Genomic DNA, 26771 nt, shown 5'->3' on the forward strand with positions numbered 1-26771 from the left:
CGATCAGTGATGATCGGCGTTTTTGTTTGTGCGCAATTTACCTTTGCCAGCGTTCAGCCCATTCAACTGGCCGATTGAGTCTCTTGCCGTGGCATGAAGAAAGGGGCAGGGCAGGCTGATCACGCGTACCGCGTGGTCGCCGAAAACCTGCACCACCCAATTGTCTATCTGTACATATTCATTCAATACGCGAATCAACGGGCTCCAGAACTCTGGGTCGATTGAGCTGCATGAGCGGCATGGATGGGCGATTTGTTTCCAAGTGCATCCGAACATCCGGATGTAATCCTGTAGGCAACGGGTAAATCGTTTATCTGAAAGGTACAGGAAATCTGTAGTCAAGAATTGCAGGTGGAAGGGCCCTTTTCGGAATGCTAATTATCTCGCGTGGGATTTTTGGGCAGGGAGGCCATGAATCAAGCATTCACAGGCATTTCTCCTTCCACTCCACGGTAGACAATCAATGATTTCGACTCAATATTCCGCTCTTCCGCTAACGCCTTCCCCTGCTGTTCAAGATAAAGGCAGCCCTGCGGCAATTGAGCATGAATCAGAGGAAAAGCGGCAAGGATCGACTCAGCAAGAGCAGCAGACGCCGCAGCCCGAGGGCAGGCCGACGCGCTCTCAGCCTTTCTCCCGCGAACAAGCAGTAACGCGACTCAAACGGTCCTTGATCGAGAGCTTGAGCCTGCCCGGAGAGAACGAACGCTCTGGGCGACCCCAAGGGGAAACCGGAGATGACAGCGCGCTGGCGCATATCTTCGGCTCAATATTGAAGCGGGTTGCAGGGCAGCCGGTGTCGACGGCGGGTGTTGTCGACGAATTGCCAAAAGACGCTACATTCAGCCGCTGGTGGAGCCACTTTTACGACACGTTCCAAAGCGCTGATTATCTGGACTGGGCCAAGAGTATCGGGCTTGATACCGCCACAGTGGCGTATTCACCCAAAGACGGCAGCCTCAGCGGGACGGTCAATGGGCAGCCCACCGTTTTCCTGCCCGGTGATGACTCTGGCTGGACACAAGTGGCGGCCCCCATCTGGGCAGCCAGCCAAGTCGTTGCTCCAAATACCACCTCCGTACGCATTGATGACACGTTTAAAAGCGATGCCGCGCCCTTTGAAGCGATCGCCGATTTTTATGGTGAACTGCTCGATGCCCCCTCGCAGGTGGCTAGTGCACGAGCTGATCAGATACTCCAAAGCAGCGCATTTGCTCCCCTCGATCCCGATGATTTATCCAGGCAAGCCGACGATCGTACGCCACACATGCTCGATGGCTATGACGCTGCGCTCAAGCAGCATCGCACCCAATACGCTGAACAAAAACGCGGTGACAGTCAGTTGGCCAGCCGCTATGCAGGCTGGCTTGACAGCAGGCCCGCCGATACGCTGGTAGAGTTGCCGCCAACGTCTGCACTCGGCACTTGGTGGTCGCACTTGCACGCGACCTTCCAAGGCCAGGCCTATGTGGAGTGGGTGAAAAAAACCGGCTTGGATCCAACCTCGGTGATTTTTTCTGCTGTGGATGGCAGCCTGAGTGGTCAGGTCAATGGCAAGCAGGTGCGCTTTACCCAAGACGATGATTCCGGTTGGGCCCAGGTGTCTGAATTCATTTGGGAGGCAGCAAAGATTGCGGCGCCCGGTGTGGATGCCATACGGGTCGGCACTGGCTTCACTGGCAGCAATGCACCGCCTGAAGTCGTCGCCGCCTTTTATGGTGAGCAGCGCAACCCGTTTGCGCAAGACGCGTTGGTCCGCGCGGCGGCATTAAACAGCAGCAACTCATTTACCCCTGTTGCGGCGAATGACCCGTTGAGGGGCGCGAATGCTCGTTCCAGGATGGCGCTCGAGGCTCACCAACAGGCATTCACTGCCCATCAGCAGGCCTATGCCACACGGGCCGCAAGGGAGGCAGGCGATAGCGAACTGGCGGGCAAGTACCGCACAGATTTGCTGGCTGCACGAGCCGGACATACCCGTGCCAACGTTTACACCTCGGGGATTCCACAAGCCTCCGGTTTCGGCCAGGCCTGGCAGCACTTCCACGACACGCTTCAAAGCCAGGACTATCTTGACTGGGCGAAAAAGACCCGTATCGACACCTCGACGGCGACCTTCTTCGTGCAAAATGGATGCCTCTCTGCCAGGGTCGATGGCGAATTAAAACACTTCACCCAAACTGACAGTTCAGGCTGGGCCCAGGTCAGCGGGCCTATATGGAAAGCGGCGATGACCGCCGCACCGCAAACCGAGTCCCTGAGCACCAAGCCTCCTTTTAGTGCCGATACCGCGCCCTTTGAAGTCATCGCCGACTTCTACGGTGAGCAGCACGACATTACCCCAAGCCAAGCCAGGGACCGCGCCACAATACTCGCTCAGACCCCAAAGTTTGTCCCTCTTGATCCAAGTGACCCGATGCGGCCGCCGGCCTTGCGCAGCCCGGAGGGGATTGAACAGCAGCGCCAGGACCTTCTCCACCACCGAGAACGCTATGCCGTACACGCGTCGGCGGACAGCGAACTGGCGGCGCGTTATGGCGAAGCGCTGAAGGCAGCACGGGGCGGTGAGGTACCTTCCGACGCTCAGGTTACGGGCATCTCGCCTTACTCGACGTTCGGCGGCTGGTGGCAGCAACTGTACGCCGTGTTCCAGAATCCGGAGTATCTGGACTGGGCCAAGAGAAACGCCATCGATACGGCCTCGGTGAGTTTCTCACCCAAAGACGGGTCACTCACCGCCAACGTCAATGGCCAACCCACAACCTTCACTCAAGCGCAAGACCCCGAGTGGGCCTACGTTTCGCAGCCCATATGGGCTGCTGCACAGGTCGCTGTGCCCAATGCATCCGCGATTTGCACAGATGCAACGTTCAAACCCGATAGCGCGCCCCTTGAACGCGTGGGTGAATTCTATGGCGAAGACACCGCGCTTACCGGGGCTGCGGCCACGGCGCGCGCCGACGCGCTGGCTACCAGCAAAACCTTTACCGATACGGATCCGGACAACCCGCTGAGGCGGCCGAAGGAGCGCACTCAAGCAGCGCTTGAAACCCAGCGACGGGAGCTCATGGAGCGTTACGGCGACTACCGGACGCGCAGAGCGGGTGACGCCGAATTAGCGGCCGCGTATGGTACTGCGCAACTGAAGGGGTTGGCTGCGATAGAGTCAGGAGACCCCAGCCAGGATACGTCTCCATCCGTTTCTGTGCCTGCCGACTCCACACTCGGACAGTGGTGGCACCATTTCACTAATGCGCTCCAAAGCCCGGCTTTTCTCGCTTGGATAACAGACAGCGGCGTGGACCCGTCCTCCATGAAGTTGGACCCTGAAAAGGGCACGCTATCTACCAGGGTCGGCGGTAAAGAGTTGACGTTCACCCTGCACGACTCGTCCGGCTGGGCCCAAGTGTCCGGGCCGATACGAGATGCCGGTAAGCTGTTTGTCGGCCCCCACCGAAATCTCATTGACCTGTCCAACCTGGATAGCCAACAGGTGCCCCTTTTGACTGTTGCGCAGTTCTATGGTGAAAATTTGGGCGCCAACTTCGAGGAAATCCGGGCGCGCGCTACAAGGTTCAAGGCCGGCGATACGTTTGGGCTGCCGTCGCAGGTGGCGGCCAGTTCACCGCAAGCATTGGCTCACCAACAGCAAGTGCTTGCCGATGCCGCCGATAAACACAGCCTGCTTGTCGCGTTGATGGCGTTGTATAACGAGGCGAAGGAAGATCCGTCGGTCGACATTACCAGCCGCTTAAAGGACACGGACATGGAGGTTGAACCGGGCTCCTCGTTCAGCAACAACAATGACTTGGGTCTGGAGGATCAAATCAGCCTGCACGGGTTCCTCTCCAACTGTGGCGTGTCTGTGCCGACCACACTGGCGCAACTGGCAAACATGATCGCAGTGCTCAGTATCCCGTTGCCGCCCGCGCCGGTAGACGGCAATTACTGGGGCTTGATGTCGCGTTCGCAGGCGTTAAGCAATGATCAGAAAACACATATCCAAGACGCCGCCCGCTTGGCTGCGCAAACCTTGGGAGCCACACAAGGCGGCCTGTTCAACGCATTTGCCGAGGCAAACAGCAGCCTTGTTACTCCAATAGACTCGCAGGCGCTGCAAGGGCAGTCCAACCCCGAGGCCATCCTCTCACGTTTGCTCGCAAGCCCCGAAGCCCAGGCATTGGGCCAGAAACTGGAATCCCCGCTGAGCGACGTTTCCCCTGCGAGCAGCAACAATGAGCGAGTGTTGGCTGCCTTGGTACTGGACCTCGACCCCGACGCCGGTAAACAGCGTAATCAAGTGGCCGGTTTTGACCTGGCAAGTCCCGCTAACAGGGGGCACACGGCGGCCACGATTTTCCAGCGCCTGGTGGACCACCTGGTCTCCGACAAAAACATCCGGCGCGAAATGGCACCGGCTGCCGCGCATTTACTGCTGGCCGGTGCAGCGCCTCAGTTCCTGGTTAAAGACCTCCCGGCAGACTTGCGCTATGGCTCCCATACATGGGCGAGCATGAGTGCCGCCGTCTCCCGGATAGAGCAGAGTAACCCCGGTGCCAGCAGTCGGATGACCTTTGAACAAATCATGAGCTATGGCAATACGGCAGCGGTCACACCCGAGTCGGCAATCATCGAGCATCAGGCTCAAGCGGATGCGGCGGTCGACTGGGCCGTGAGCAAAGGGGTGATCGAGAGAAATGACACCGAGGTCTACACACCCGCCCAAGTCACGTCGGCGCTGGACGCTTTCAATAAGGACATAGAGATATCGAACAAACACGCCGAAGCGTTCGCTCAACCCGTTCCGTCTTTGTACGCCAAGGCCTTAAGCATTCTGCAAGAAAAATATGGCCCTCAATACGACTACACCACCCCTGTTGCTCGCTTCACCACCGAGGAGGGGAAGGACAGCCAGCTTCATTCTGCGGTCGACCTCTATATTGAAGGCAAGCTGGATTCGGTTATCAAAACCGGCCAGGGCGTAGGCGTTGACATCGGCCATGGGCAGTACATCAACAGTTCCAGAGGATTACCCGACGTAAAGGCGGTGTTCGATAAGGACTTTGATGAATACCAGAAAAACGCTTTTCCGGCATTGGCGTATTCCATCGAGCAAAAAATTTCAATGCTCCCGCAAGAGGAACAGGACCGGCTGCGAACCGGCCACGTCGAGATTTATGCGTTGCATCAAGTCGACCAAAACGACCCACCGGCGCTCATAGAAGGCGAGCTATCACACTCGCCTGCCCGGCAAGGGGTGATTATAAAAGTCCACGGCAAAACGCCACAGGATCCCAGCATCCTTTATGAGTATTTCCCTTTCAATGGTGTGTTTCAACGTCGTGATGATATCCCTAATCACTTTCCCTATATCCGCACGCCTCGCAGACCAAACGAGTTTGGCAGTGAGGGGATGTTTCGCGATCTTACCTACGGCGTACCGTTGAAAGTTGATTACAGTGCCTACATTACCGGCAGCCCGCCTGAAGCCGGGAAAAGCTCAGCGGGTATCCGTATGGAAAAAATAGCCCCGGGCAGAATTGCCTACGGCCCCCAATCCATGGAAGCACTGACGCGGTGGCTGTCTCAGTCAATCGGTGGCTTTGTATTCGACAAAGCGTTCTGGCACGGGCAGAGCAGTGTTAAAACGGAGCACAACACATTCATTGCCCGGATGGAATGGATGAGAAGTATGTATATTCCCGGTATGAATACGTTTGAAGAATTCAAACAAAATGGCAATACCGGTGCGGCCCAGCTTTCATTGTTTATGGATCTTTTTGGCTTTGTTGTTCCAGCGGGTAAAACCGGGGCTCAAGTGGCGAGATTTACCGGCCGATTGGGGCGAAAATTGTTTACGGCGCCGGGTAACGTGGTCAAAACAATTGCGCGTGCTTTTAAGTCGGGCATGAGGCCAAGTAATGTGATTGTGGGGGCTGCCGGCAAGACAGGGTCAATTGGCAGCACTGTCGGGGCTTCGGTTATTAATCCTCGAGCGGCGGCTACGGCTAATAAATTATCCGGCCACGTATCTAAATTATCCGGCCCCGTGACGGATTTTGACTTGGTGATCCCGGGGGGGGTTCAAACATTCGTTGATACTGCGAACAGCGATACACTTAAATTGAATCGGCTCAATATTGTTGTACATGGAGAGGGGCGGTCAACGTACCAGGAGCTCATGGGTATATATTCGACACCCGTGTCGGCAGTCGTTAACCACAGGCGAATAACACCCAAAAAATTGTTTGAACTGTTGCGGGCCAACGGCGTTGATCCTAAAGACGAGTATTTCCAAACCGTCAGATTGTTAATGTGCAACTCCGCGAATGGAGGTTCCCGCTCTTTTGCGGCGCAGTTCAGGGCATATATTAAAAAGCCGTTAAAAGCATTTGAAGGGTCGGTATTCACATCCTATGATTATGTGCCTGAGGGGTATATTGCGCAGGAGTGGCGTGAGCAGATGAGGAACTTGAATCTGGCCCCTGGTGTTGTGCGCAAAAGAGTTGTTAATGCATACAAGTCTGGCGCCATGCCTTTTGAAATTTATACAGAAAACCCATTTAGCATAGTTCCATTTACTGAAAGATTTAATCCTTACGAATACGTAACGTACGACTATAGGCCGGTGAAATTTTGAACGGTAAATTAACTAAAGGTAATTGAAAGGCTAGTGAGTGGGTAAACGTCCTGTTTCACCTTGTGGTTAAAAAATGCCGATCAGGGATGATCGGCGTTTTTGTGCGTTCATAACGAGCGCATCGCCTGCGCCAAGCGCTGAGTGGTTTGATGGATTTCATCTTGATTTAGGACGCAAAGCTTAGGCGCATAACGTTTTCCGGCATCGGGCGAGGTTTGAAACGCTCGGTCTCCAGGCGCTTGAGCCAAAGACAAAAGCCGTTGCGCTCCCAGTACAGTTCCGGCGCAATATCGAGCAGATGGAAGAACCCGCGATCACACGCACTGCGTGGTCACCGAAAACCAGCACCACCCAATTGTCTATCTGCACATATTCATTCAGTACCCGAATCAACGAACTCCAGAACTCCGGGCGATTGAGCTGCATGATCAGTTTTCCAACCGATCGGTGCCAAGCCAGGCTATGAAGGTCAAGCGACATGTTCTACCCCTTTAGGGTTAGGGCTTTGCAGGCCAGAGCTAAGTACTTGTAGGTATTTACTATTCGTCGAGGCTCGGTATATTCACCCCGAGCTTACGATAGCCATGAAGGCGCGTCGTGTGGACAGGGATAGTCATATGAGTCGAGCACACTTGCGAGCTATTTTTTTAGCGTCGTTTATGGGCGCTGTAATCAGCACGCCCGCAGCCGCCGCTGAAAATTCGGTGTATCTGTATAACTGGTTCGGCTTTCTTGAGCCGCAGACGCCCAAGCAATTCCAGCAGGAGAGCGGCATCAAGCTGCATATGGATGCTTTCGACAGCGCCGAAACCATGCAGAGCAAGGTCATGGCTGGGCGCACCGGTTATGACCTGGTGGTGGCCACCTCCAATGTATTGCCCGGCTTGATCAAGGCCGGGGTGCTGCAGCCGTTGGATCGTGCGCAGTTGAGTAATCTGTCGCACATCGACCCCGACATCCTGTCCCTGCTGGCGGTCAATGACCCCGGTAATCGCTACGCCGTGCCCTATGTCTGGGGCACCACCGGCATTGGCTACGACGTGGATAAGGTCAAGGCGGCACTCGGTGATGACGCGCCGGTGGACAGCTGGGAGCTGATCTTCAAAGAAGAAAACATCAGCAAGCTCAAGTCCTGTGGCGTGGCTATGCTCGACTCCCCCAGCGAGATCATTTCCATTGCCTTGCACTACCTGGGGCTGCCCAGTAACAGCACTGACCCAGAGGATTACCAGAAGGCCCAGGCGCTGTTGTTGAAAATCCGTCCCTATGTACTCTATTTCGACTCGTCCAGAATCGACACCGACCTGGCAGACGGCAATATCTGTGCGGTCGTCGGCTGGGCCAATGGTGCACTGGCGGCGCAGGCGATTAATGAAAAGTCCAACAGTGGCCGCAAGATTGCCTACAGTCTGCCGCGCGAAGGCGCCTTGGTTTGGTCTGAAAACTGGGTGTTGCTCAAGGATGCTCGCCACCCAAAGGCCGCTTTGGCGTTCATCAACTACATGCTGCGGCCACAGGTGATTGCCAAGACGTCCAACTACATGCTCTATCCCAACGCCAACAAAGATGCCACTGAGTTTGTCGAGCAAAAATTGCGGGATAACCCTTGGATCTATCCCGATAAAAAGACCATGGCCACATTGGTGCCGCTTGAGCCCTTGCCGCTGAAGGCGGAGCGTATTCGCACGCGGGTCTGGACCAAGGTCAAGAGCGGTACGTGACGGGGATGGGGCCGGGGAGGGAGACAGCATGCGCCAGGGCGGTGATCAGCGCTATTTAGAGTCAGACGACTACAAGGCCTACAAAGAGATTGAAGAGCAGATCGGCTTGTGTACGCCAGAGCAGGCCTGGGCCATGTACTACGTTTCGACGGGCATGGTGCGGGAAAACATTACCCTGGCGGTGATGGAGCACATTGGCCGGGGTAATCGAGCTCTGCTGCTTGAGTTTCCCGACCTGGTGCGAGTTGCCGGGCGTGACGCTGAGCCGGGTGCGCTCGCCTCCAACTGGCCTTTGCTGCGCAGGCGTCGTCGATAACTCTGCTGGGTGTACCTCTCGACGGGCGATACGCAGCATCGATACGAAGCTGAACCCGTGACGGCCTGCCAGCCGACGCCTATCTCCCTGACACCCCGCGATCAAACTGTGGGAGCTGGCTTGCCTGCGATGACGGCCTGCCAGCCGACGCCTATCTCCCTGACACCCCGCGATCAAACTGTGGGAGCTGGCTTGCCTGCGATGACGGCCTGCCAGCCGACGCCTATCTCCCTGACACCCCGCGATCAAACTGTGGGAGCTGGCTTGCCTGCGATGACGGCCTGCCAGCCGACGCCTATCTCCCTGACACCCCGCGATCAAACTGTGGGAGCTGGCTTGCCTGCGATGACGGCCTGCCAGCCGACGCCTATCTCCCTGACACCCCGCGATCAAACTGTGGGAGCTGGCTTGCCTGCGATGACGGCCTGCCAGCCGACGCCTATCTCCCTGACACCCCGCGATCAAACTGTGGGAGCTGGCTTGCCTGCGATGACGGCCTGCCAGCCGACGCCTATCTCCCTGACACCCCGCAATCAAACTGTGGGAGCGGGCTTGCTCGCGAAGGCGGCCTAACAGTCAACACAGTTGGACCGGGTACATATCCGTTATTTAGGTAACGGCCACTTAGGGTTCCGCCCTGACGGCGGCTCGCTTTTGAAAAGCGCAAAAGTAAGCAAAACGCTCTTGCCCCACCACTCGGCACCTCGCTTAGGCTCGGTGTGCCCGAACGCAGGCTTGAATCCGTGGGCCGCCGCCACGCGCCATCCATGGCGCGGGGCGGCTAACCCGGCGTCCTGCCGGGTTACCCACGAATTCAAGCCTGCGTTCGGCCAGCGTGGTTTAACGGGGCGCCTGAGATCAAGATCAAAAGCAGGTCAAGATCAAGAGCGGCTCGCTTCGCATCGTGGTTACCGTCGGGTACTTCGGCTTATAGAGTTGTATCGATACTTATCCCTATGGGGAGGTGCAGCTCAGTTGTAGGTTATTATTGTGAGGCTTGTAGGGAAAGTCTTTGATTTTTGTAGGGTCGATGCCTTTTCGCCCTGTGTTCTCTACTCTGGCCACCCATTCTCCCTGCCCACTTCAGAGAACTGACCGGATGCTTCAACTCGATTTTTATTCAACCCTCGTTGCCGCTTCACTGGTGCTATTGCTGGGACGCGGGCTTGTGGCCCGTATCGGCTTTTTGCGTACTTACAATATTCCTGAACCGGTAGCCGGTGGCCTGTTGGTCGCCATGCTGCTCCTGGCGTTGCGCGGGTTTGCCGATATCGAAGTACGCTTCGATCCTTCATTGCAAACCCCGTTGATGCTGGCGTTCTTTGCCACGATCGGTTTGAACGCCGATTTTGCCAGCCTGAAGAAAGGCGGGCGTATCCTGGCGGTGTTTCTGCTGGTGGTAACGGGCTTGCTGGTGGTGCAAAACGCCATGGGTATCGCGCTGGCGTCGGCGCTCGGGCTTGACCCATTGATGGGCTTGCTGGCGGGTTCGGTGACCTTGTCCGGTGGGCATGGCACCGGCGCGGCCTGGGGGGCGGTGTTCAGTGAGCAGTATGGCGTGGCTTCGGCGTCTGAATTGGCGATTGCCTCGGCGACCTTTGGCCTGGTGCTCGGCGGCCTGATCGGCGGGCCTGTGGCGCGTTTTCTGATCAAGCGGGTCGAGGTGCCAGGTATTGGGCAACCACAGTCGAGCCTGGCCAAGGGGTTTGAACAACCGAATGAAGAGCGCCTGATCACGGCGTTTTCGTTTATCGAGACCCTGGCATTGGTGGCGATCAGCCTACAGGGCGGCAACTTGTTGAATGCCGCCATCCAAGGCACCGCTTTCGAATTGCCGACGTTCGTGTGTGTACTGTTCGTGGGTGTGGTGCTGCGCAATGGGCTGTCGATGCTCGGCTGGCATCAGGTGTTCGAGCGCGAAGTCTCGGTGCTGGGCAATGTCAGTTTGTCGTTGTTCCTGGCGATGGCGCTGATGTCACTCAAGCTCTGGGACCTGGCGGCACTGGCCTTGCCGATCGTCATTCTGCTGGCCGCGCAGGCATTGCTGATGGCGCTGTTCGCGATTTTTGTCACGTTCCGGGTGATGGGCCGCAACTATGATGCGGCGGTACTGGCGGCGGGCCATTGCGGCTTCGGGCTCGGCGCAACGCCCACGGCGATTGCCAATATGCAGGCGGTGACGCAGCGCTTCGGGCCTTCGCAGATCGCGTTTCTGGTGGTGCCGATGGTGGGCGCGTTCTTCATCGATATCGCTAACGCCGTGGTGATCAAGTTGTACCTGGCGCTGCCTTTCCTGGGCACTGCTGGCTGATATTGCTCACTGCCGCGTCACGGGCCTGATGGCGCGCGCTAGCGTTGCCGCCACAGCCCGTGACGCAGTCCCACTGGGATATAACGTGCTGCTGGCCCTCGGCAGCTCGCGCCGTTACCCGGACGTTGATCCGAACCTGACCCTTCGCACTTCAATCAGTGCGCCAAACATCTTTCCAATACGCTGCCGGGCTCGGCGCCATCTTGATTCTTGGGACATTTCATACAACAACTAAGGCGTTTATATCGGTTGTTTGTCCCGACGCTGACACAAGATGAGCTGCCGCATTCGGCTCATGGAAACGTCAACACACCCGCGTCGGATTGCTCCTTGAATGAAGTGTGTTGTTTTGTGTTCAAACCGTATTGGAATAATAAAATGCAAATATCCAAGTCTGTTCCCGTATTGCTACTGGCCACTTCTGCCATTTACATGTCGCAGGCGATTGCGGCGCCGGCCGACGAGGAGGGGTACTACGGGGTTGCTCGTGTGATCAGCGCCGAGCGCAAAGCCCGCAATATGGATTCCAGTGCCCGTCCCGGTATTGGTTCGTTCGTGCCCGGCGACGACAGCCAGAAGGCCATGACCGGGTCCATCGGAGTCGGCTATCGCTTCGGTAATGGCTGGCGCGTGGAGGGCGAACTGACCCTCCCGCAAAGCGACACATTCACCAGTGGCTCGACTGCTTTCCCTACCAGTCTCAATCGCCACCACATCGACTCCAGGCGCGTGATGCTCAACGCCTATCGCGACTTGCGTATCACCGAGAAGTTAGCGATGTATGGTTCGGCCGGGCTGGGTCTTGCCCGCCTTGAGTCGAAAGGGGGGCAGGGCCATGAGTCTCGCCAGTATGGTGCCTCGACCCAGACCAACCTGGCGTGGTCGGTCGGTGCGGGCGTCGCTTATGACGTTACCGATCGCCTGGCCCTGGACCTCGGCTATCGCTACGTTGATATGGGCGATACCGAAAGTGGCTGGAACAACTTTGCCAATGCCCGCGGCCTGCAAGATGAAAAAATGAAGGCCAACCTGGTCTCCAGCGAATTCTCGTTGGGCATGCGCTGGGCGTTCTAACACGCGCCCTCGCCGTAGGCTTTGGCCAAACGCAAAGTGGCCTCGCGGATCTCGTCCTGATTGAGCGACGCGAAGCCCAGGCGCAGAGCATTCTGCGGTTGGTCCAGCGGCGAAAACTGGCGGCCGCTGCGTACCACCAAACCGTGGTCCACAGCGGTTGCCACCATCCGATCAACGTTTATTCCCTCCTCGAAACGCACCCACAATGCCAGGCCGCCTTCGGGCTCGCGCAGCTGGATACGCTCACCAAAGGCTTCATGCAGGCAGTTTTGCAACGTCTCTCGCCGGGCCCGGTATTCTTTCGATACACGGCGCAGGTGCTTCTTCAGCTCACCATCATTGATCAAGTCGGCCAGCATCCTCTGCGCGACAGCGTCGGCATCGCCCAACATCAGCGCCGCGTTGCGATGCAGCACCTCAATCACCTGGGCGGGAGCCACCACATAGCTGCAGCGAAACGTCGAGCCCAGCGTCTTGGATAGCGAGCCGATATAAATCACGTGGCGCTGAGAGGGTTCACTGGCCAGCGGCAGGTAAGGGCGGCCGTTGAAGTGAAACTCATGGTCGTAGTCTTCTTCGATAATGCAGAAGTCATGCTGCGCGGCCAGCGCCAGCAAGTGCTGCCGGCGTGCGGCATGCAGGCTCACGGTGGTGGGGAACTGGTGATGGGGCGTGAGGTAGATCATGCGCACCTTGTGCTCACGGCATAAGCGCTCGACCTGATCAGTGCGGCAGCCTTCATCGTCAATGTCGACCGTGACCAACTGCGCGCCGAGCTTGCGGAAAATTTCCCACGCCGGTGGGTAGCTCAGGCGCTCCACCAGCACCACGTCGCCGGGCTTGAGCAGCAGGCTGGCGCTCAGGTACAGGGACATCTGGGTGCCCTGGGTCAGGCAGATATTTTCGGCAGTGACCGTCAGCCCACGGTTGTTGCGCAGCATCTCGGCCAAGGCGCAGCGCAAGTGATAGCCGGTGCCTTCGCTGCCGTAGCGCACGGTATTGGAGGCGAAGCTGTTGCGCAGTGCATGGCGATAGTAACGGTGCAAAACGGCTTGGGGCAGCAGGCGGTGGTCGCTGGTGCCGTTGTCGAAAAACAACGCGTCGTGGCGATGCTCAAGCGCGACCACCTGCGCGTTGTGGGTGAAATACGGCGCTTGTGGTGGGGCCAGCAACTGTGGGGCGAAGGACGGTTGCGTAACGCTGGGCAGTTGTTTGGGCGTCAGCTGCGCATTGACGAAGGTGCCACGGCGCGGCTCGCTGACCAGCCAGCCCTTGGTCATGACTTCTTCGTAGGCCAGGATCACCGTCTTGCGGTTGACGTTGAGCAACTGCGCCATTTCCCGCGTGCCTGGCAGCAATGTCCCAGGTGGCAGGCGGCCTTCGAGGATGGCATTGACCAAGCCTTCGGCAATCTTGCGGTAGGACGCCTGGCCGGTGGCTTCTTCAAGCCGCAGCAAGGGGCGCCATTTGCGCATCTGGACCATCTGAAGTATCCAAATCTGGAGGTTTTAATGGGCCTAGTCTAGCGCAACAATCAGGCCTCACTGATCCCGAGGTCTTTATGAATACACGTCATGTCATCGAACTGTCGCCCTCGGGGGAAACCTTTGAGGCGGGCGACGAACTGTTGCTCGACGCCATGCTCGCCAGTGGCCTGGCCGCGCCGTTCTCCTGTCGGCGTGGTGCCTGCGGTTCGTGCAAGGTGGTGGTGGCCGAAGGTGAATACCGGGCCAAGCGCCTGGCGCCGGGTGCGCCGGCACCTTCTTATCCTTTGGCAGCCAATGAAATGTTGTTATGCCAGAGCCACGCCTGTGGCGACATGCGCCTGCACATTCCCGGCTGGTCGCTGGATACGCCCGCGCTGGTAGTGGCGGCGCAAGTCCACAGTAAGCGTGCGCTCGGCCCGGATGTGCTCGAGTTGGTATTGATGCCCGAAACCCCTGTGGCGGTGCGGGCTGGCCAATACCTCAAGTTTTGCCTGGCGGACGGTGACACGCGCTGCTTCTCGATTGCCAACCTGCCCGCTGAGGACGATGGGCGATTGGTCTTCCAGATTCGCCGGGTGAGTGGTGGATACTTTTCCGAGGGTATCCTGGGTGGTCTCGCCGTGGGTGAGCGTCTGCACGTGGAAGGGCCGTTTGGTGCCTGTACCTGGCAGGACGATGATGCGGCGCCTGTGGTGTTATTCGCCACGGGCACTGGTTATGCGGGCATCAAGCCTATTCTGCTAACCGCGCTCAAGCGCGATGTTGAAGTGACGTTGTATTGGGGCGGTGCGCAATCGGCGGATTTTTATGACAGCGCCTTTCTCGACGACTTGATGCTTGAGTATCCGCGTTTTCGCTGGCATTGCGTGCGGTCATCCGAGGGCAGAGTGCAAGAGGTCGCATTGAGTCATGGGCATCAGTGGGAACAGGCCCAGGTCTATGCGTGCGGCAACGCTGCAATGCTCGGCCAGGTGCGTACCCATTGCCTTGAAGCGGGGTTGCCGAGCCACCGGTTTATCGCGGAGGCGTTTGTCGCCAGTGGTCGGTCAGGCGCTGAAACAGGCTCCCTGTCGTTTGACCCGGTCTGGGAGAAAGTCGGCCCGCGCTATTCCCTGGACGGCATGCTGGCGGCGCGGGAAAAATCCATACGTGCCCTGGCGGCGATTGCCAGCCAGTTGAAAGTCGGCATGACCACCGGCGAGGCCCTTGAGATGGCCGCGAGGCAACTGCAGGCCATGGGCGCTTCGCACACTTGGCATCCGACCTACATTCGTTTTGGCGTCGACACTGTGCGCCCACCGCGCGAGGGTATTGATCGTCAGCGCAGGCTGCGGGCTGATGACATTGCCGTGGTCGATCTTGGCCCGGTGTGGGATGGCTACGAAGGGGACTATGGCGATACGTTTGTGTTTGGCGATGCGCCGTTGCACCAGGCCTGTACAACGGCCCTGCATGAAGTCTTTGATGAAACGCGCCAAGCGTGGCTGCGTGGCCTGACCGGGCGTGAACTCTACGACTTTGCCGAGCAGAGCGCTGCGTCAAAGGGCTGGAGGCTGGCGCGCAACCTGGCGGGGCACCGCCTTGCGGATTTTCCCCATGCATTGTTCGAAAGCAAGGAGTTGGCTGACCTGGAGATCCCACCGAGTGAAATGGCCTGGGTATTGGAGATCCAGCTGTGCCATCCCACCGAGCCGGTCGGTGGGTTCTTTGAGGACATGCTGATGGTGCAAGGCTGAATTGCGCATACACCGCCGATCCCCTGTGGGAGCTGTCGAGCCTTAGCGAGGCTGCGAAAGCGGTGGTTCAGGCGCTGAAGATTCTGCCTGTGCCGCCGCCTTCGCAGCCTCGCTTGGGCTTCAACTGGGTCAGAGCTTCGGCAACTGCCCGACGCGGCCCATCATTTCGGTGACGATCTGCAGGTCCAGCAAGAACTGCTCAACCGTCTTGAACTCACTGTCAGTGTGCCCGGTGTACTTCTCTTCCGGGCGCGCCAGGCCAAATTGCACGCCGTTGGGCAGGTCATGCACGGAGGTTGCACCGGCCGAGGTGCCGAACTTGTGTGCCATCCCCAGGTTTTCCGTGGCCACCGCCAACAGGGCCTTGACCCATTCGCCTTCCGGGTTGCGGTACATCGGGGTGTCGAGCGAGTAAGTGAAGCTCACGTTGACCTTGGCGTTCTTGTCCCAGGCGTTCAGCTTCTGCTCGATTTGCGCCTTGAGCGCCTCCGGGGTTTTACCTTTCGGCGCGCGCAGGTTCACGGCCAGTTTGAAAGCTTTGTCATCCTGCCCCACAAACGTCAGCGAGGTGGTCAGCGGACCCATGAAATCATCCGCGTAGCCCACGCCCAATTTGCCACCCAGGTAATCCAGGCCCCAGTTGTCGGCGGCATACCGCGCAGCATCGGTGATGTGGTTGTGCTTGAGGGCGACCTTGCCATCGAGGCTGTGGATCAGATCCAGCATGCGCGCCACCGGGTTGACTCCGGTTTCGGGCTCGGAGGAGTGCGCGGACACGCCGGTCACCGTGAGTTTGACGTCCTTGCCATCGACCTTGGCCGTCACCTGGAAATTGCCACCGTTGCGCTTGGCATAGTCGGCACCGGCCTGTTGCAGGCTGCCGGCCAGTTCGGCGGGTGTATCGCTGACCAGTGTGGCCACCGAGGCCGACGGGATCTGGTTGTTCGCCTTGCCGCCGGTCATCGCGATGATTTCTGCGCCTTTGCCTTCGCCCTTGCGCACCGGGAAGGTGGCCATGACCGTGCCCGAGCCTTTCTCGGCGATCACCACCGGGTAACCGCCATCCAGCGCCAGGTTGTATTGCGGCACGGGATTGCGTTCGAAATAGTAAGGAATAGCCTCACCGGAAGTCTCTTCGGTGGTGTCCACCAACAGCTTGAACGTGCGCGCCAGTGGCAGTTTTTCTTCCTTGATCACCTTCATCGCGTACATCGTCACCACGATGCCGTTCTTGTCATCCTCGGTACCGCGGCCATACATGCGGTCGCCGATCAGCGTGACCCTGAACGGGTCGAGTTTGGTACCGTCTTGCAGCACCCAGTTTTCCGGCGTCACCGGCACCACATCGGCGTGGGCATGCACCCCCACGACTTCATCACCGCTGCCTTCCAGGGAGATTTCGTACACGCGGTTATCGACGTTACGGAAGTTCAGGTTGAAGGACTTGGCCAGGGCCTCGATCTTCGCGGCGATCTTGAGGAATTCCGGGTTTTTGTACTGTGGCAGGCCGTCCACGTTGAACGTCGGGATCTCCACCAGTTCACGCAGGGTTTCGAGCGCGGCTTTGCCGTATTTCACGCGGGTGTAAATGCCCAGCAGGCGATTGATCTCGTTCTGCTGCTCGGCGTTCAGGGTTTTGTTGCCCAGAAACGCGTTGATAGCCGGGCCAGTGTCAGTGGTTTTACCCAGTTCGCCCTTAGCCAGGGTGCCGAGGAAGCTGCGGAAATCGGTGACCGAGGTCTCGCTGAAGTGCTTCAGGATTGCCGTGCTTTGGTCTGCGCTGATGTTAGCGGATGCAGGCGTGGCGATTGCCGAAAGGCTCGCGGCGAACAAGGTGGCAGCCACCAGTTTTTTCAGTGGAAAGTGCATGGTTAAAGGCATTCCTTTGCAGGTAGTGAGTAGGAGGTTTCTGACGGAAGGGTCAGAAACATTTCCACACACTACCATTACTCAGGTGCCCAAGGTCAATGCTGGCCAGGGTGGGGCGCGGGATACTCCTCCGTCACGCTCAAGGCTCTAGCGTAAGGCCCGTCCCACAGTTGTTGATGCAACTGGCCTACGCGCTTGGCCATCGCCTCACTACGCATCACCACCTCCAGATTGCGTGAATTATCCAGGTAGCCGCCCAACCAGTTACTGGTGCCGACCCAAGCCACTTGGCCGTCGATCTCCATGGTTTTACTGTGGATCACCCGCGCATAAGGGATAAAGCCTTGCTTGGCTTCGGGCAGGGTGACGATCTTGATCTCGACATTGGGCAGCACCGCCAGGCTCTTGAGATAAGGCAGTTCCAGCGGGTCGGTATTCCAGTTGGACACCATCAACTTGATCGACACGCCACGGGCGGCGGCGGTGCGCACAGCGTTGTCGATCACGGCGTAGTACGGCCGGGTTCGATCCGGTCCGTAGGACAGCGGCGCGTAGTCGAGCAGTTGCACGCGCACCTCTTTTTTGGCTTCGCCCAGCAGGCGCGGCAGTTCCAGCTGTGAGTCGCCCACGCCGGGCGGGTTGTAGCGTTGCGGGCTGGCCACCAGGTAGTTGCCGGTACGTGCAGGTGCCTGGCCGCTGGCGGGTAGCGGCACCGGTTGTTTACCTGCCAGCGCGGCCTGGGCTTGCCAGTCTTGCTCGAAGATTGCCTGCACCTGGCCCACCACCGTTTCGTCAGTGATCCGCAGCCCGGTTTCGTGGATATGCTCCAGGGCGCGCCAGTCGAAATTCTGACTGCCGACAAACGCCTGCTTGCCATCCACCAGCAGGTACTTGGCGTGGATGATGCCGCCGCTCAGTTGCCCGTAGGGCAGCACGCGTAAGGTCAGGTTGGGAATGGCGCGCAAGCGTTCCAGGGTGCCGGCGTCCGACAGCTTGATGCCTTTTTCTTCGAGCAGGAAACGAATCTTCACGCCGCGTTTGCCGGCGGCTTCCAGGTGTTCCAGCACCGTGTTCATCACCGAGCCAAGGTGGTCCGCGGCGTAGAACTGGCCGATATCAATGCGGCTTTTGGCGCCGTCGAACAGCTCGATCCATACCGGGCCGGGCTGGCGCAAATCGTCGGTGCCCAGGGCGGTGTCCACGGGCACGGTGTGCACCAGTTCAAAGCCTGGAATGGAAAAGTCCGCCTGGACCAGCGGACTGAGGAGCAAGCCGGTCAAACCGGCGATACGCAACTTTTTCGAAAGGGACATAAGCGTCTCATCGCACCAGAGGAAAAGGCGAGCGCCCAAGGCGCCCGCCCTGCAGGTCAGGCTGTGCGGCTGTGCAGCGGGGTGGGCGCGCGATGGGGCACTTCATCCTGTGCGCGGGCGCCGGTGGCGGCGCGGATCAGCAGGATCTTCAACTGGTCGTTGATGCGCTCCAGGCTGTCCTGGAAGAAGTTGTGAAACACCACGCAAAACAGCGCGATGGCGATACCTAATCCCGTGGCAAACAAGGCCGTCCCGATACCACCGGAAATCTGCCCTGGGTCCGACACGCCCGCGGTGGCCAGTGCCTTGAACGTGTCGATGATGCCGAGAATGGTGCCCAGCAGGCCCAGCAGCGGGGCGGCGGTGGTGATGGTCTCGATGATCCACAGGCTGCGGGCCAGTGGGGCGCGTGTCTTCAGGTACTGGGTGTCGATTTCGTCGTCCAGGTCCTTGCGCGAACCGTGGGTTGCCTTCTGGGCCAGCACCGGCAAGATCATGTTCAGCGGCAGGCTGTCGCGACGGGTCAGGTTTTCCGGCAGGTCACGCTCGCTGTGCACGTTGGCGCCCAGGGCGTTGATCAACGCGCGAGCCTGGCGGCGCACGTAGGCAAAGTAGATACCGCGTTCGATGGCGATGAAGATCGCAATGGCCATCGCTGCGTACATCACATAGAAGGTGACGTCGTGGAGCAGGTTCATATCCATGATGGTGTTCCTCTTGGGGTGAGTCTTAGAAATTCGCTTCCAGCGAAACCGTGACGGTGCGGTCCAGGCCGACGATGTACGCAGGGTCGCCATCGCGGAAACCGCTGTAGCTGGCCGCGTTGGTCTTGGTGGTGTACACGCCGTCCAGGTATTTCTTGTCGAACAGGTTGTCGACGTTCAGGCGCAGGGTCGCGTCCTTGACCACCTTTTTGTCCACCGGCAGGTAAATACCGGCACCGAGGTTGAACACGGTGCGACCGGAAATCGCCTCGTCGTTGGTCAGGTCGCCGTAGAGCTTGCTGGTGTACTTGCCGCCGAAGGTGCCGTAAAAGCGCCCGTCGTCATACCCGATGTTGGCCGCCAGCATGTTCTTGGGCACGTTGGCGAACTGCTTGCCACTGGTGGGCAGCACGATGGGTTTGCCGGCGTTGTAGACGGTCAGGTCATCCTGCTGCTCGGCCTTGGTGTAGGTGTAGGAGGTGTAGTAATTGAAGTGGTGGGGCAACTGGCCGCTCCACTCCAGTTCCAGGCCTTTGTTGACCACGGAACCTGCGTTGATATCGGCAAAGTCACCGTTGATGTCCCGGGACGACACCTGGCGGTTCTTGAAGTCCATGTAGAACAGGGTGGCGGCCAGGTTCATGTCGTCGCCGCTGTAGCGCCAGCCCAGTTCATGGTTCCAGCTGGTTTCCGGCTCGGCATCGATCGAGCCGGCGCCTTTGTCGTAGAGCACGTAGTTCTGCGGCACGCGCATGTTGCGCGACAGGCTGTAGAACAACTGGTCACGCTCGTCCAGCTGGTATTTCAGACCGGCGTTGGGCAGCAGTTTGTTGTAGGTCTGGTTACGTTTTTCCGGGCGTTCGTTGAGGCTGCCGTGGTTGGTGCCTTCACGCTCGACGTTCATGTAGGCCAGGCCTGCGATGAAGGTCCAGTCCGGGTTGATGTACCAGGTGTCCTGGGCCCAGACCTTTTGCGCTGGCGTCACGGTGAAACGGTCGCGACCCTGCACGGTGTTGCCGTTAGCATCGACGATGGCGCTGTTGGAGTCCGGCCAGGTGTCCACCGGCTTGCCGTTGCTCTTGAGCGGAATGAACGGCTGGGTCTGGCTCTGGCGTGCGCGCTCGTACCAGTAACCGAATTGCAGGCTGTGGTCGCCCAGGTCCCAGGTCAGTTTGGTGGTGATACCCGGACGCCAGGTTTGCGTGCGCGAAGGGCGGTAGTACACGCCGCTGTTGGGGGTACCGTCAGCGTTGTATTGGGCGGCGGTGGGCAGGTTGCCGAGGTCGAACACACCGCCCTGGTTGGAGCCACGGTTGAGGGCATAGCTGGATGAACCGACGCCGCTGCCATTGCCCCAGTAGTAATACGGGATCACCGACAGCGCCAGGTTATCGGCCAGTTTGAACTGGGTGTTGAGCACGGCGGTGAAGGTCTGGAACGGGTTCTGCGCCAGGGCGTAATAGCTGTTGTACTTGCCGTTGCTGCCCACGCTGGGGGTGGCAGGGTAAGGGTCGTATTTGCGGCCATATTGCTGGAACTGCGCCTTGGTCAACTGGCTGTAACTGTTGTTGTCCTGCTCGTGGTACTTGAGGATCAGGTTGGCGGTATTGCCATTGCCGGCGTCGAAAAAGCTGTTCCACTCCACCTTATCCGCACGTACCGCGCCCGAGCCGCGCCACATCTCACCTTCGGTATGGGACACCGACAGCCAGTTGCTCAGGCCATTGATTTCGCCGGTATTGAGGCGGGCAAAAGTCTTGCGCGTGGCGTTGCTGCCGACGACCTGTTTGACAAAGGCGCCGGTTTCCTTGGTCGGGCGAATCGTGACGATGCCAATGTTGCCGCCGCTGGAACCGATGTGCGGGCCGTCGGATTCCGAAGCGCCCTGGGTGACGAAGATCTGGTCGATGTTTTCCGGGTCGCCCAGCAGGTTGGAATACAGCGCGTAGTTGCCGGAGTCGTTGATCGGCATGCCGTCCACCGACATGCCCACCTGGTCGGAGTTCATGCCGCGCATGGTGAAGCGAAAGCCCGACAGGCCGGTGTTGTCTTCACTGGAGATGTTCAAGCCCGGGGTGTACTTGAGCTTGTCGATGGCATTGCCTGTGGCCGCCTGTTTATCCAGTGCTTCCTTGGTTACCGTGGAGCGGCCCTTGATGCTTTCCTCCGGCACCATGTAACCGCCCCCCGCGGTCGCCTTGCCTTGTACCCCAATGGTGCCGACATCACTGTCGCTGGTCTCTGCCATGACCATTCCCTGGGTCATGCTGGTCGCGGCCACAAGTGCCAGATGAATACGGGTGAACTTCATCACTGTCGTCCTGGTGTCGGGTGCTTATTGCACGCTGTAGTTGAAGGTGGCGGTGAAGCGCTGCTCATTGCGCCCCCCGAAGGCTTGCTCGGGGAACGGCTTGACTTGCTTGATGCGACGCAAGCTGTTGGTGGCGGCCCGGTTGAGCAACATGCTCGAGGCCTGGGTTTGTAAACCCGAGTCGAGTACCCGGCCTTGGCGGTCTACCAGCAACCACACCACCACTTCGCCGCTCGGGCGTTCGAGGGAGGCCTGGCGCCCAGTGGGGTACTGCTTGTAGGTGTCCAGTTCGTTGCGCAAGCCTTTGAGATAACCGCTTTCCAGGGCCTGGCCATCGACCTTCGGTGGCGCCGGTGGGGCGGGTGTCGGTGCCGCTTGGGCCACCGGAGCCGGGGCTGGTTTGGCGGCCACCGGTGGCGGTGTCGGCGCGGGCTTGGCGACCACGGGCGCAGGCTTGGGCACAGGTTTTGGCTTGGGCTTGGGTTCGGGTTTTGGCAGCGGCTTGGGCGGTGGCGGCGGGGGAGCAGGCTCGGCCTCTTCCTCTTCGATCACCGGCGGTGGCGGTTCTTGCTCCACCACCGGTTCAGGGACCACTTCCGGTTCCGGCTCGACCAAGGCCAATTCGACCGCCGACTCGTCATACACCGGCTCGACCTTCAATGTCTGGGACTGGATACCCAGTGCAATCAGCACCAGGGCGATCAGGGCCGGGACACTGCCCAGCAGCTGACGCGCACGAAACAGAACGTACATGATCAGGACTTACGCGTAGCAATGGACACGGAGGTGAAGCCACCCAGGCGCAGGGTGTCCATCACTTCCACCAGGCGCGAAACCTCCACGCCTTTGTCGCTGTTGACGATGATCGTCGACTTGGTATCGGGCTTTTCGGCCGCCTTCAGCGCCGGCACCAGGGCCTCCACCGTCAGGTCCTTGCCGTCCAGTTGCAACTGGCCTTCCAGGCCCAGGGTGAGGATGAATTTGTTTTGCGGCTTGAGCTGCTGCGAACTGCTGGCGCTGGGCAATTGGGTCTTCATGCCGAGCGCGGGAATCACGTTCAGGCTCACCAGTACGAAAAACACCAACAGGAACATCATCACGTCGATCATCGGGATCAGCTCGATGTGCGCCTTGCGTTTCTTGGGTTCGTCCCAGGTTCTCATTCCGTTACCCCGTCATTGAATTAGGGGCAAAACGCTAACAGCCAAAAATGACCGATTGGTTAACTTTAATTGACCGTTTAGAGGCTCTAGGACGCGTCTTTCAGAAAACTTACCGGTCAGTTTTCAAGCGTAATGAAACTGACACTCGGGGCATCCATGCTTGAGAAATTTATCTTGAGAGCCGGCTCCCATGCCCACTGCACTGCCTCAATTGACGACCCCGCGACTGTTGTTGCGCGCCCTGCAAATGCACCAGGCGCAGGTGCTTTTTACGCTTGCCAATGGGCCGAAAATTGCCGACAACACGGCGAACATTCCATCGCCCTACACCTTGGAAACCGCTCAGGATTTTATTGCCGGGATCGCTGACAAGTACCGCACCGGTGAGCTGTTGAACCTGGGGATGCATGTGCGCGGCACCAACGAATTGGTCGGCATGGTCAGCCTGCGTATCAATGCTCGGCATCACTATGGGCATTTGGGTGGCTGGGTGGCCGCGCACTGCCGTAACCAGGGGTATGCGGCGGAAGCGGCGAGCGCGGTGATGGACTTCGGCTTCGCCGAGCTAGGGTTGCTGCGCGTGGGCAGCCAGTGTTTCGCGCGCAACAAGGAATCGGCGCGGGTCATGGAGAAGATCGGCCTGCGCTATGAAGGCTGCATGCGCCAGGCGTTTTTAAAGAACGGCGTGTATGAGGACATGCTCGGGTTTGCCACCGTGCGTGACGACTGGGAGCGCTGCCGGTGAGCGGCGAGGTCGACCACGGCCGGCGCCGGGTCCTCGGCGGGCTGGCGGTTGCCACGGCGTTTTCTATTCTCAGCCCGTTTGCGCGCAGTGCCGGGGTGGATTATCCGTTTACCCTTGGCGTGGCTTCCGGCGACCCGCTGCCGGATGGCTTTGTGATCTGGACGCGCCTGGCGCCGTTGTTCAATGCTGCGGATGGCCGTGGCGGCCTGAGTCGCTCGGTGCCGGTGCGTTGGCGGGTGGCCAGCGATGCGGCGATGACGCGCATTGTGAAGCGGGGCGAAGTACTGGCGACGCCGCGTTTCGCTCACGCAGTGCATGTCGAAGTGGCGGGGCTGGCGGCGGATCGGCCGTATTGGTACCAGTTTGAAGGGCTCGGTGCGCAGAGCCCGGTGGGCCAGTCGCGCACGATGCCGCCGCTGCACGCGATGGCCACGGCCCGGCTGGGCTTTGTGTCCTGCTCGCACTGGGAGCGTGGCTATTTCAGCGCCTACCGACACCTGGCCGCCGAGCAGCCGGACCTGGTGTTTTTCCTCGGTGATTATATTTACGACAGTTCCTATGCGGCGGAGTCGGGCAAGGTGTTTCGTTCCCACGGCAGCGGCAATGCGCAAAGCCTGAGCGATTACCGCAACCGCTACGCACTGTACAAGACCGATCCAGACCTGCAGGCCCTTCACGCCGCGGCCCCCAGCGTCGTGACCTGGGACGATCACGAGGTACAGAATGACTACGCCAACCGCTGGTCCCAGGACCCGAAGGTGGCGGTGGCGCAGTTTCTCAAGCAACGGGCCGCGGCGTACCAGGCGTTTTACGAACACATGCCCCTGCGTGCCAGCAGCGTGCCGAAGGGGCCGGACATGCGCATCTACCGGCGCCTGGATTACGGCCAGCTTGCGCGTTTCCATGTGCTTGACGGTCGCCAGTACCGTTCCGAGCAACCGTGCATCGCGGCCAATGGCAGCCACCAAGGGCATATTGTCACCACCCCTTGCAGCGACCTGCGTGACCCTGGCCGCACGTTGCTCGGCTGGCAGCAAGAGGCCTGGCTGGACCAAGGATTTGCCCAGTCCAAGGCGCAGTGGAATGTCATCGCCCAGGATTTGCTGGTGGCGCCGCTGATGCAGCGTGACCTCACCAACCATAAGCTTGGCCGCTGGACCGATGGTTGGGATGGCTACATGGCTAACCGCTCACGGATGCTGGCGTCGATCGTGCGCAACCGGGTGAAGAACCCGGTGTTCTGGGGTGGGGATATTCATTCGTTCTGGGCCACCGACCTGCATGCCGACGCCGACAGGCCAGACTCGGCGGTGGTCGCCACCGAGTTTGTCGGCTCGTCGGTCACCTCCGACGGCCCGCCCTATGACGCGTTTATGAAGATCATGCCGCTCAACCCCCATGTGAAGTTCTTCGACAGCCGTCAGCGTGGCTATGTGTCGGTGGAGTTGGCGGCCAACACCATGTTGACGAATTTTCGTGCGATCAGCGACCCGCGTGACCCGGCGGCGACGGTGTCGACATTGAAGTCGTTCGTCAATGAACCGGGCCAGCCGAGCATGGCCCTGTAGGAGCGAGCTTGCTCGCGAAAAACTCACAGGCACCGTGTGCAACCTGACTGCTCGCGTTATCGTTGACGTTCTTCGCGAGCAAGCTCGCTCCTACAGTGTCAGGGTGTCAGCGAGGCTGTAGCGCACCGACAGTGCACCTTTTTTCTCTGACAACGCCAAGATCGTTACCTGGCCCAGTTCGCCCAACGTTTGAACATGGGTGCCGCCACAGGCGTATGCGGGTAATTCGCCGAAGCCGACTTCGCGGGTGCCGTCTTCCAGGGTCATATGGCGGGGATAGTCGGCGGCGATCCATGTATTAACCCACTGCTGGAGCGTCTGCGCATCCATGTCTTGCGCGGCCTGGCCACGGATAAAGGTGATCTTGCCTTCGCCCGGCCAATGGTGGGCCTTGATCGGCATCCAGCCCAGGCGTTCGCCAGCATTGCCAATCAAGTGCCCCGCCGAATGCAGGCGCGTGTGCAAGGCGCGGCGCTGTGCGTCGACTCGCGCAATGGCGGGTCCTGGTTCCAGGGGGCGGTCGACATAGTGCACCACCTGTTCGGCTTCCTGCATGACTCGCAGTACCTGGCTGTCGCCGAGCCAGCCGGTGTCGAACGGCTGGCCACCGCCTTGGGGATGGAAAATCGTCGACTGCACAATCACGGCGAATTGCTCTTCGTGCGGGGTGCAACTGAGCACTTCCAGCTCGGCCGTCAGGTGGTCGTGGGTAAAAAACAGGCGCTCGGTCATCATCTACATCCGCATCAGGGTTCTGTGGGCAGTATAAATAGTGCGCAGATGAGTGATAATCTGCTCAATTATCAATGGACCTGTGCGTCATGAGCATCAATCTTCCTTTGCCGTTATTGGGTGAAATGGCGATTTTCGTCAAGGTCGTGGAAACCGGCAGCTTCTCCGAAGCGGCGCGGCAACTCAGCGTTTCACCTTCGGCGGTGAGCCGCAGTATCTCGCGCCTGGAACACGCCCTGGCCACGCGCCTGCTGCAACGCACCACGCGCAAGCTGCGCCTGAGTGAGGGCGGCGAGGAGGTGTTCAAGCGTTGCCAGGAGATGGTCAACGCAGCGCGCTCGGTGATGGAAATCAGCGGGCAATTCACCCATGAAGCCGAGGGCCTGGTGCGGGTCAGTGTGCCCAAGGCGGTGGGGCGATTCGTGGTGCACCCGCATATGCCGGAATTCTTGCGGCGCTATCCCAAGGTGGATGTGCAATTGATCCTGGAAGATCGGCATGTGGATTTGATCGACGACAACGTCGACTTGAGCATCCGCATCACCGACAGCCCGCCGCCGGGCTTGGTCGGGCGCCAGTTGTTGCCCATCGAACATTTGCTGTGCGCGACGCCGCAGTACCTGGCCGAGCACGGTACACCGAGCCATCCCCATGATCTGCTTGGGCACAGTTGCATCTATCTGGGTGAGACACCGGGAGATTCACGCTGGAAGTTTCGCCAGGCTGGCAAGGCGGTAACGGTCGGCGTGCGCGGCCGGTATGCGGCTAATCACACTGGGGTGCGGCTGGAGGCGGCGTTGCAGCATGTCGGGATTGCCAGCTTGCCGTATTTCACCGCACGGCATGCGTTGGAAGCGGGGGAGTTGGTGCAGGTGTTGCCGGGGTGGGATTTTATTGCCTCGTACCATGGCGAGGCGTGGTTGCTGCATTCGCCCACACGGTACATGCCGCCGAAGTTGCGGGTGTTTATCGATTATCTGGTGGAGTGCATGGCCAAGGAGCCGACGCTGCGCCGACGGTAGGAGCGCGGTTGCTCGTTCCAACGCTCTGCGTGGGAATGCCACCTTGGACGCTCCGCGTC

General features: G+C 59.3%; 18 protein-coding genes and 2 pseudogenes. 9 read left to right on the forward strand and 11 right to left on the reverse strand.

Annotated elements, in window-relative coordinates; all coding sequences use genetic code 11:
* Positions 1-108: 108 nt before the first annotated feature.
* A pseudogene (locus V8689_RS09800) lies at positions 109-232 on the reverse strand (helix-turn-helix transcriptional regulator); the annotation flags it as partial.
* A 231-nt stretch (positions 233-463) separates the two neighbouring features.
* Here V8689_RS09800 and V8689_RS09805 point away from each other — a divergent pair.
* On the forward strand, positions 464-6640 hold the full coding sequence (locus V8689_RS09805; protein ID WP_282390110.1) for a hypothetical protein: 6177 nt from the start codon (positions 464-466) through the stop codon (positions 6638-6640).
* A 166-nt stretch (positions 6641-6806) separates the two neighbouring features.
* On the opposite strand, the gene tnpB is transcribed toward V8689_RS09805, so the two are convergent.
* Positions 6807-6938 (reverse strand): IS66 family insertion sequence element accessory protein TnpB, encoded by a 132-nt coding sequence (gene tnpB, locus V8689_RS09810; protein WP_150073282.1) that lies wholly within the window; start codon positions 6936-6938, stop codon positions 6807-6809.
* 11 nt (positions 6939-6949) lie between these two features.
* Positions 6950-7120 (reverse strand): annotated as a pseudogene (locus V8689_RS09815) (helix-turn-helix transcriptional regulator); the annotation flags it as partial.
* A 137-nt stretch (positions 7121-7257) separates the two neighbouring features.
* Between V8689_RS09815 and V8689_RS09820 the strand changes: the two are divergent.
* The 4 genes from V8689_RS09820 to V8689_RS09835 all read left to right on the forward strand — a co-directional run bounded on the left by V8689_RS09820 (position 7258) and on the right by V8689_RS09835 (position 12062).
* Positions 7258-8361, forward strand: coding sequence for a polyamine ABC transporter substrate-binding protein (locus V8689_RS09820; protein WP_056788474.1), 1104 nt, complete (start codon positions 7258-7260; stop codon positions 8359-8361).
* A gap of 28 nt (positions 8362-8389) precedes the next feature.
* The gene (locus tag V8689_RS09825; RefSeq protein ID WP_032892595.1) at positions 8390-8677 is read left to right on the forward strand and encodes a hypothetical protein; all 288 of its coding nucleotides are present in this window, start codon (positions 8390-8392) and stop codon (positions 8675-8677) included.
* Positions 8678-9776: 1099 nt separating this feature from the next.
* Positions 9777-10988, forward strand: a complete 1212-nt coding sequence (gene gltS, locus V8689_RS09830; RefSeq protein WP_003190086.1) for a sodium/glutamate symporter — start codon at positions 9777-9779, stop codon at positions 10986-10988.
* Between the two features lie 378 nt (positions 10989-11366).
* Positions 11367-12062 carry an outer membrane protein gene (locus V8689_RS09835; protein ID WP_060765927.1) on the forward strand — a complete coding sequence of 232 codons (696 nt, stop codon included), beginning with the start codon at positions 11367-11369 and terminating at the stop codon, positions 12060-12062.
* Here V8689_RS09835 and V8689_RS09840 read toward each other — a convergent pair.
* Complete coding sequence (locus tag V8689_RS09840) at positions 12059-13546, reverse strand: PLP-dependent aminotransferase family protein (protein ID WP_056788468.1); 1488 nt, start codon at positions 13544-13546, stop codon at positions 12059-12061. The genes V8689_RS09835 and V8689_RS09840 overlap by 4 nt on opposite strands.
* A 77-nt stretch (positions 13547-13623) precedes the next feature.
* Between V8689_RS09840 and V8689_RS09845 the strand changes: the two genes are divergently transcribed.
* A complete protein-coding gene (locus V8689_RS09845) occupies positions 13624-15285 on the forward strand; it encodes a M24 family metallopeptidase (RefSeq protein WP_056788466.1) in 1662 nt (553 codons plus the stop codon).
* Between the two features lie 129 nt (positions 15286-15414).
* Here the strand turns inward: V8689_RS09845 and V8689_RS09850 are convergent, their stop codons facing one another.
* From V8689_RS09850 to V8689_RS09875, 6 genes are all read right to left on the reverse strand, one after another.
* Positions 15415-17154: a dipeptidase gene (locus tag V8689_RS09850; protein ID WP_056788463.1), complete on the reverse strand. Its 1740-nt coding sequence runs from the start codon at positions 17152-17154 to the stop codon at positions 15415-15417.
* A gap of 95 nt (positions 17155-17249) precedes the next feature.
* Positions 17250-18467 (reverse strand): phospholipase D-like domain-containing protein, encoded by a 1218-nt coding sequence (locus tag V8689_RS09855; RefSeq protein WP_056788461.1) that lies wholly within the window; start codon positions 18465-18467, stop codon positions 17250-17252.
* A gap of 56 nt (positions 18468-18523) precedes the next feature.
* Positions 18524-19171, reverse strand: coding sequence for a MotA/TolQ/ExbB proton channel family protein (locus tag V8689_RS09860; RefSeq protein ID WP_056788459.1), 648 nt, complete (start codon positions 19169-19171; stop codon positions 18524-18526).
* A gap of 25 nt (positions 19172-19196) precedes the next feature.
* On the reverse strand, positions 19197-21482 hold the full coding sequence (locus V8689_RS09865) for a TonB-dependent receptor (protein WP_056788456.1): 2286 nt from the start codon (positions 21480-21482) through the stop codon (positions 19197-19199).
* Positions 21483-21506: 24 nt separating this feature from the next.
* Positions 21507-22235, reverse strand: a complete 729-nt coding sequence (locus V8689_RS09870; protein ID WP_056788453.1) for an energy transducer TonB family protein — start codon at positions 22233-22235, stop codon at positions 21507-21509.
* A gap of 2 nt (positions 22236-22237) precedes the next feature.
* Positions 22238-22645 carry an ExbD/TolR family protein gene (locus V8689_RS09875; RefSeq protein ID WP_014717774.1) on the reverse strand — a complete coding sequence of 136 codons (408 nt, stop codon included), beginning with the start codon at positions 22643-22645 and terminating at the stop codon, positions 22238-22240.
* A gap of 190 nt (positions 22646-22835) precedes the next feature.
* On the opposite strand from V8689_RS09875, the gene V8689_RS09880 reads away from it, so the two are divergent.
* The gene (locus V8689_RS09880) at positions 22836-23390 is read left to right on the forward strand and encodes a GNAT family N-acetyltransferase (protein ID WP_056788451.1); all 555 of its coding nucleotides are present in this window, start codon (positions 22836-22838) and stop codon (positions 23388-23390) included.
* On the forward strand, positions 23387-24958 hold the full coding sequence (locus V8689_RS09885) for an alkaline phosphatase D family protein (protein WP_056788447.1): 1572 nt from the start codon (positions 23387-23389) through the stop codon (positions 24956-24958). The genes V8689_RS09880 and V8689_RS09885 overlap by 4 nt, the downstream gene beginning before the upstream one ends.
* A gap of 90 nt (positions 24959-25048) precedes the next feature.
* On the opposite strand, the gene V8689_RS09890 is transcribed toward V8689_RS09885, so the two are convergent.
* The gene (locus V8689_RS09890; RefSeq protein WP_056788623.1) at positions 25049-25690 is read right to left on the reverse strand and encodes a hypothetical protein; all 642 of its coding nucleotides are present in this window, start codon (positions 25688-25690) and stop codon (positions 25049-25051) included.
* Between the two features lie 89 nt (positions 25691-25779).
* Here V8689_RS09890 and V8689_RS09895 point away from each other — a divergent pair, with 89 nt between their 5' ends.
* Positions 25780-26712: a LysR family transcriptional regulator gene (locus V8689_RS09895; RefSeq protein ID WP_056788444.1), complete on the forward strand. Its 933-nt coding sequence runs from the start codon at positions 25780-25782 to the stop codon at positions 26710-26712.
* Positions 26713-26771: the final 59 nt, after the last annotated feature.

This window comes from Pseudomonas sp. AK181 (assembly GCF_051122975.1).
GTDB lineage: Bacteria > Pseudomonadota > Gammaproteobacteria > Pseudomonadales > Pseudomonadaceae > Aquipseudomonas > Aquipseudomonas lactis.

What these genes read in the sequence shown, in the direction of transcription:
- V8689_RS09835 (WP_060765927.1), top strand. Translation starts at nt 11,367, where the DNA reads ATGCAAATATCCAAGTCTGTTCCCGTATTGCTACTGGCCACTTCTGCC.
- V8689_RS09850 (WP_056788463.1), bottom strand. Translation starts at nt 17,154, where the DNA reads ATGCACTTTCCACTGAAAAAACTGGTGGCTGCCACCTTGTTCGCCGCG.
- V8689_RS09845 (WP_056788466.1), top strand. Translation starts at nt 13,624, where the DNA reads ATGAATACACGTCATGTCATCGAACTGTCGCCCTCGGGGGAAACCTTT.
- V8689_RS09825 (WP_032892595.1), top strand. Translation starts at nt 8,390, where the DNA reads ATGCGCCAGGGCGGTGATCAGCGCTATTTAGAGTCAGACGACTACAAG.
- V8689_RS09820 (WP_056788474.1), top strand. Translation starts at nt 7,258, where the DNA reads ATGAGTCGAGCACACTTGCGAGCTATTTTTTTAGCGTCGTTTATGGGC.
- V8689_RS09865 (WP_056788456.1), bottom strand. Translation starts at nt 21,482, where the DNA reads ATGAAGTTCACCCGTATTCATCTGGCACTTGTGGCCGCGACCAGCATG.
- V8689_RS09805 (WP_282390110.1), top strand. Translation starts at nt 464, where the DNA reads ATGATTTCGACTCAATATTCCGCTCTTCCGCTAACGCCTTCCCCTGCT.
- V8689_RS09855 (WP_056788461.1), bottom strand. Translation starts at nt 18,467, where the DNA reads ATGTCCCTTTCGAAAAAGTTGCGTATCGCCGGTTTGACCGGCTTGCTC.
- V8689_RS09860 (WP_056788459.1), bottom strand. Translation starts at nt 19,171, where the DNA reads ATGGATATGAACCTGCTCCACGACGTCACCTTCTATGTGATGTACGCA.
- V8689_RS09870 (WP_056788453.1), bottom strand. Translation starts at nt 22,235, where the DNA reads ATGTACGTTCTGTTTCGTGCGCGTCAGCTGCTGGGCAGTGTCCCGGCC.
- V8689_RS09840 (WP_056788468.1), bottom strand. Translation starts at nt 13,546, where the DNA reads ATGGTCCAGATGCGCAAATGGCGCCCCTTGCTGCGGCTTGAAGAAGCC.
- gltS (WP_003190086.1), top strand. Translation starts at nt 9,777, where the DNA reads ATGCTTCAACTCGATTTTTATTCAACCCTCGTTGCCGCTTCACTGGTG.
- V8689_RS09880 (WP_056788451.1), top strand. Translation starts at nt 22,836, where the DNA reads ATGCCCACTGCACTGCCTCAATTGACGACCCCGCGACTGTTGTTGCGC.
- V8689_RS09875 (WP_014717774.1), bottom strand. Translation starts at nt 22,645, where the DNA reads ATGAGAACCTGGGACGAACCCAAGAAACGCAAGGCGCACATCGAGCTG.
- V8689_RS09890 (WP_056788623.1), bottom strand. Translation starts at nt 25,690, where the DNA reads ATGACCGAGCGCCTGTTTTTTACCCACGACCACCTGACGGCCGAGCTG.
- V8689_RS09895 (WP_056788444.1), top strand. Translation starts at nt 25,780, where the DNA reads ATGAGCATCAATCTTCCTTTGCCGTTATTGGGTGAAATGGCGATTTTC.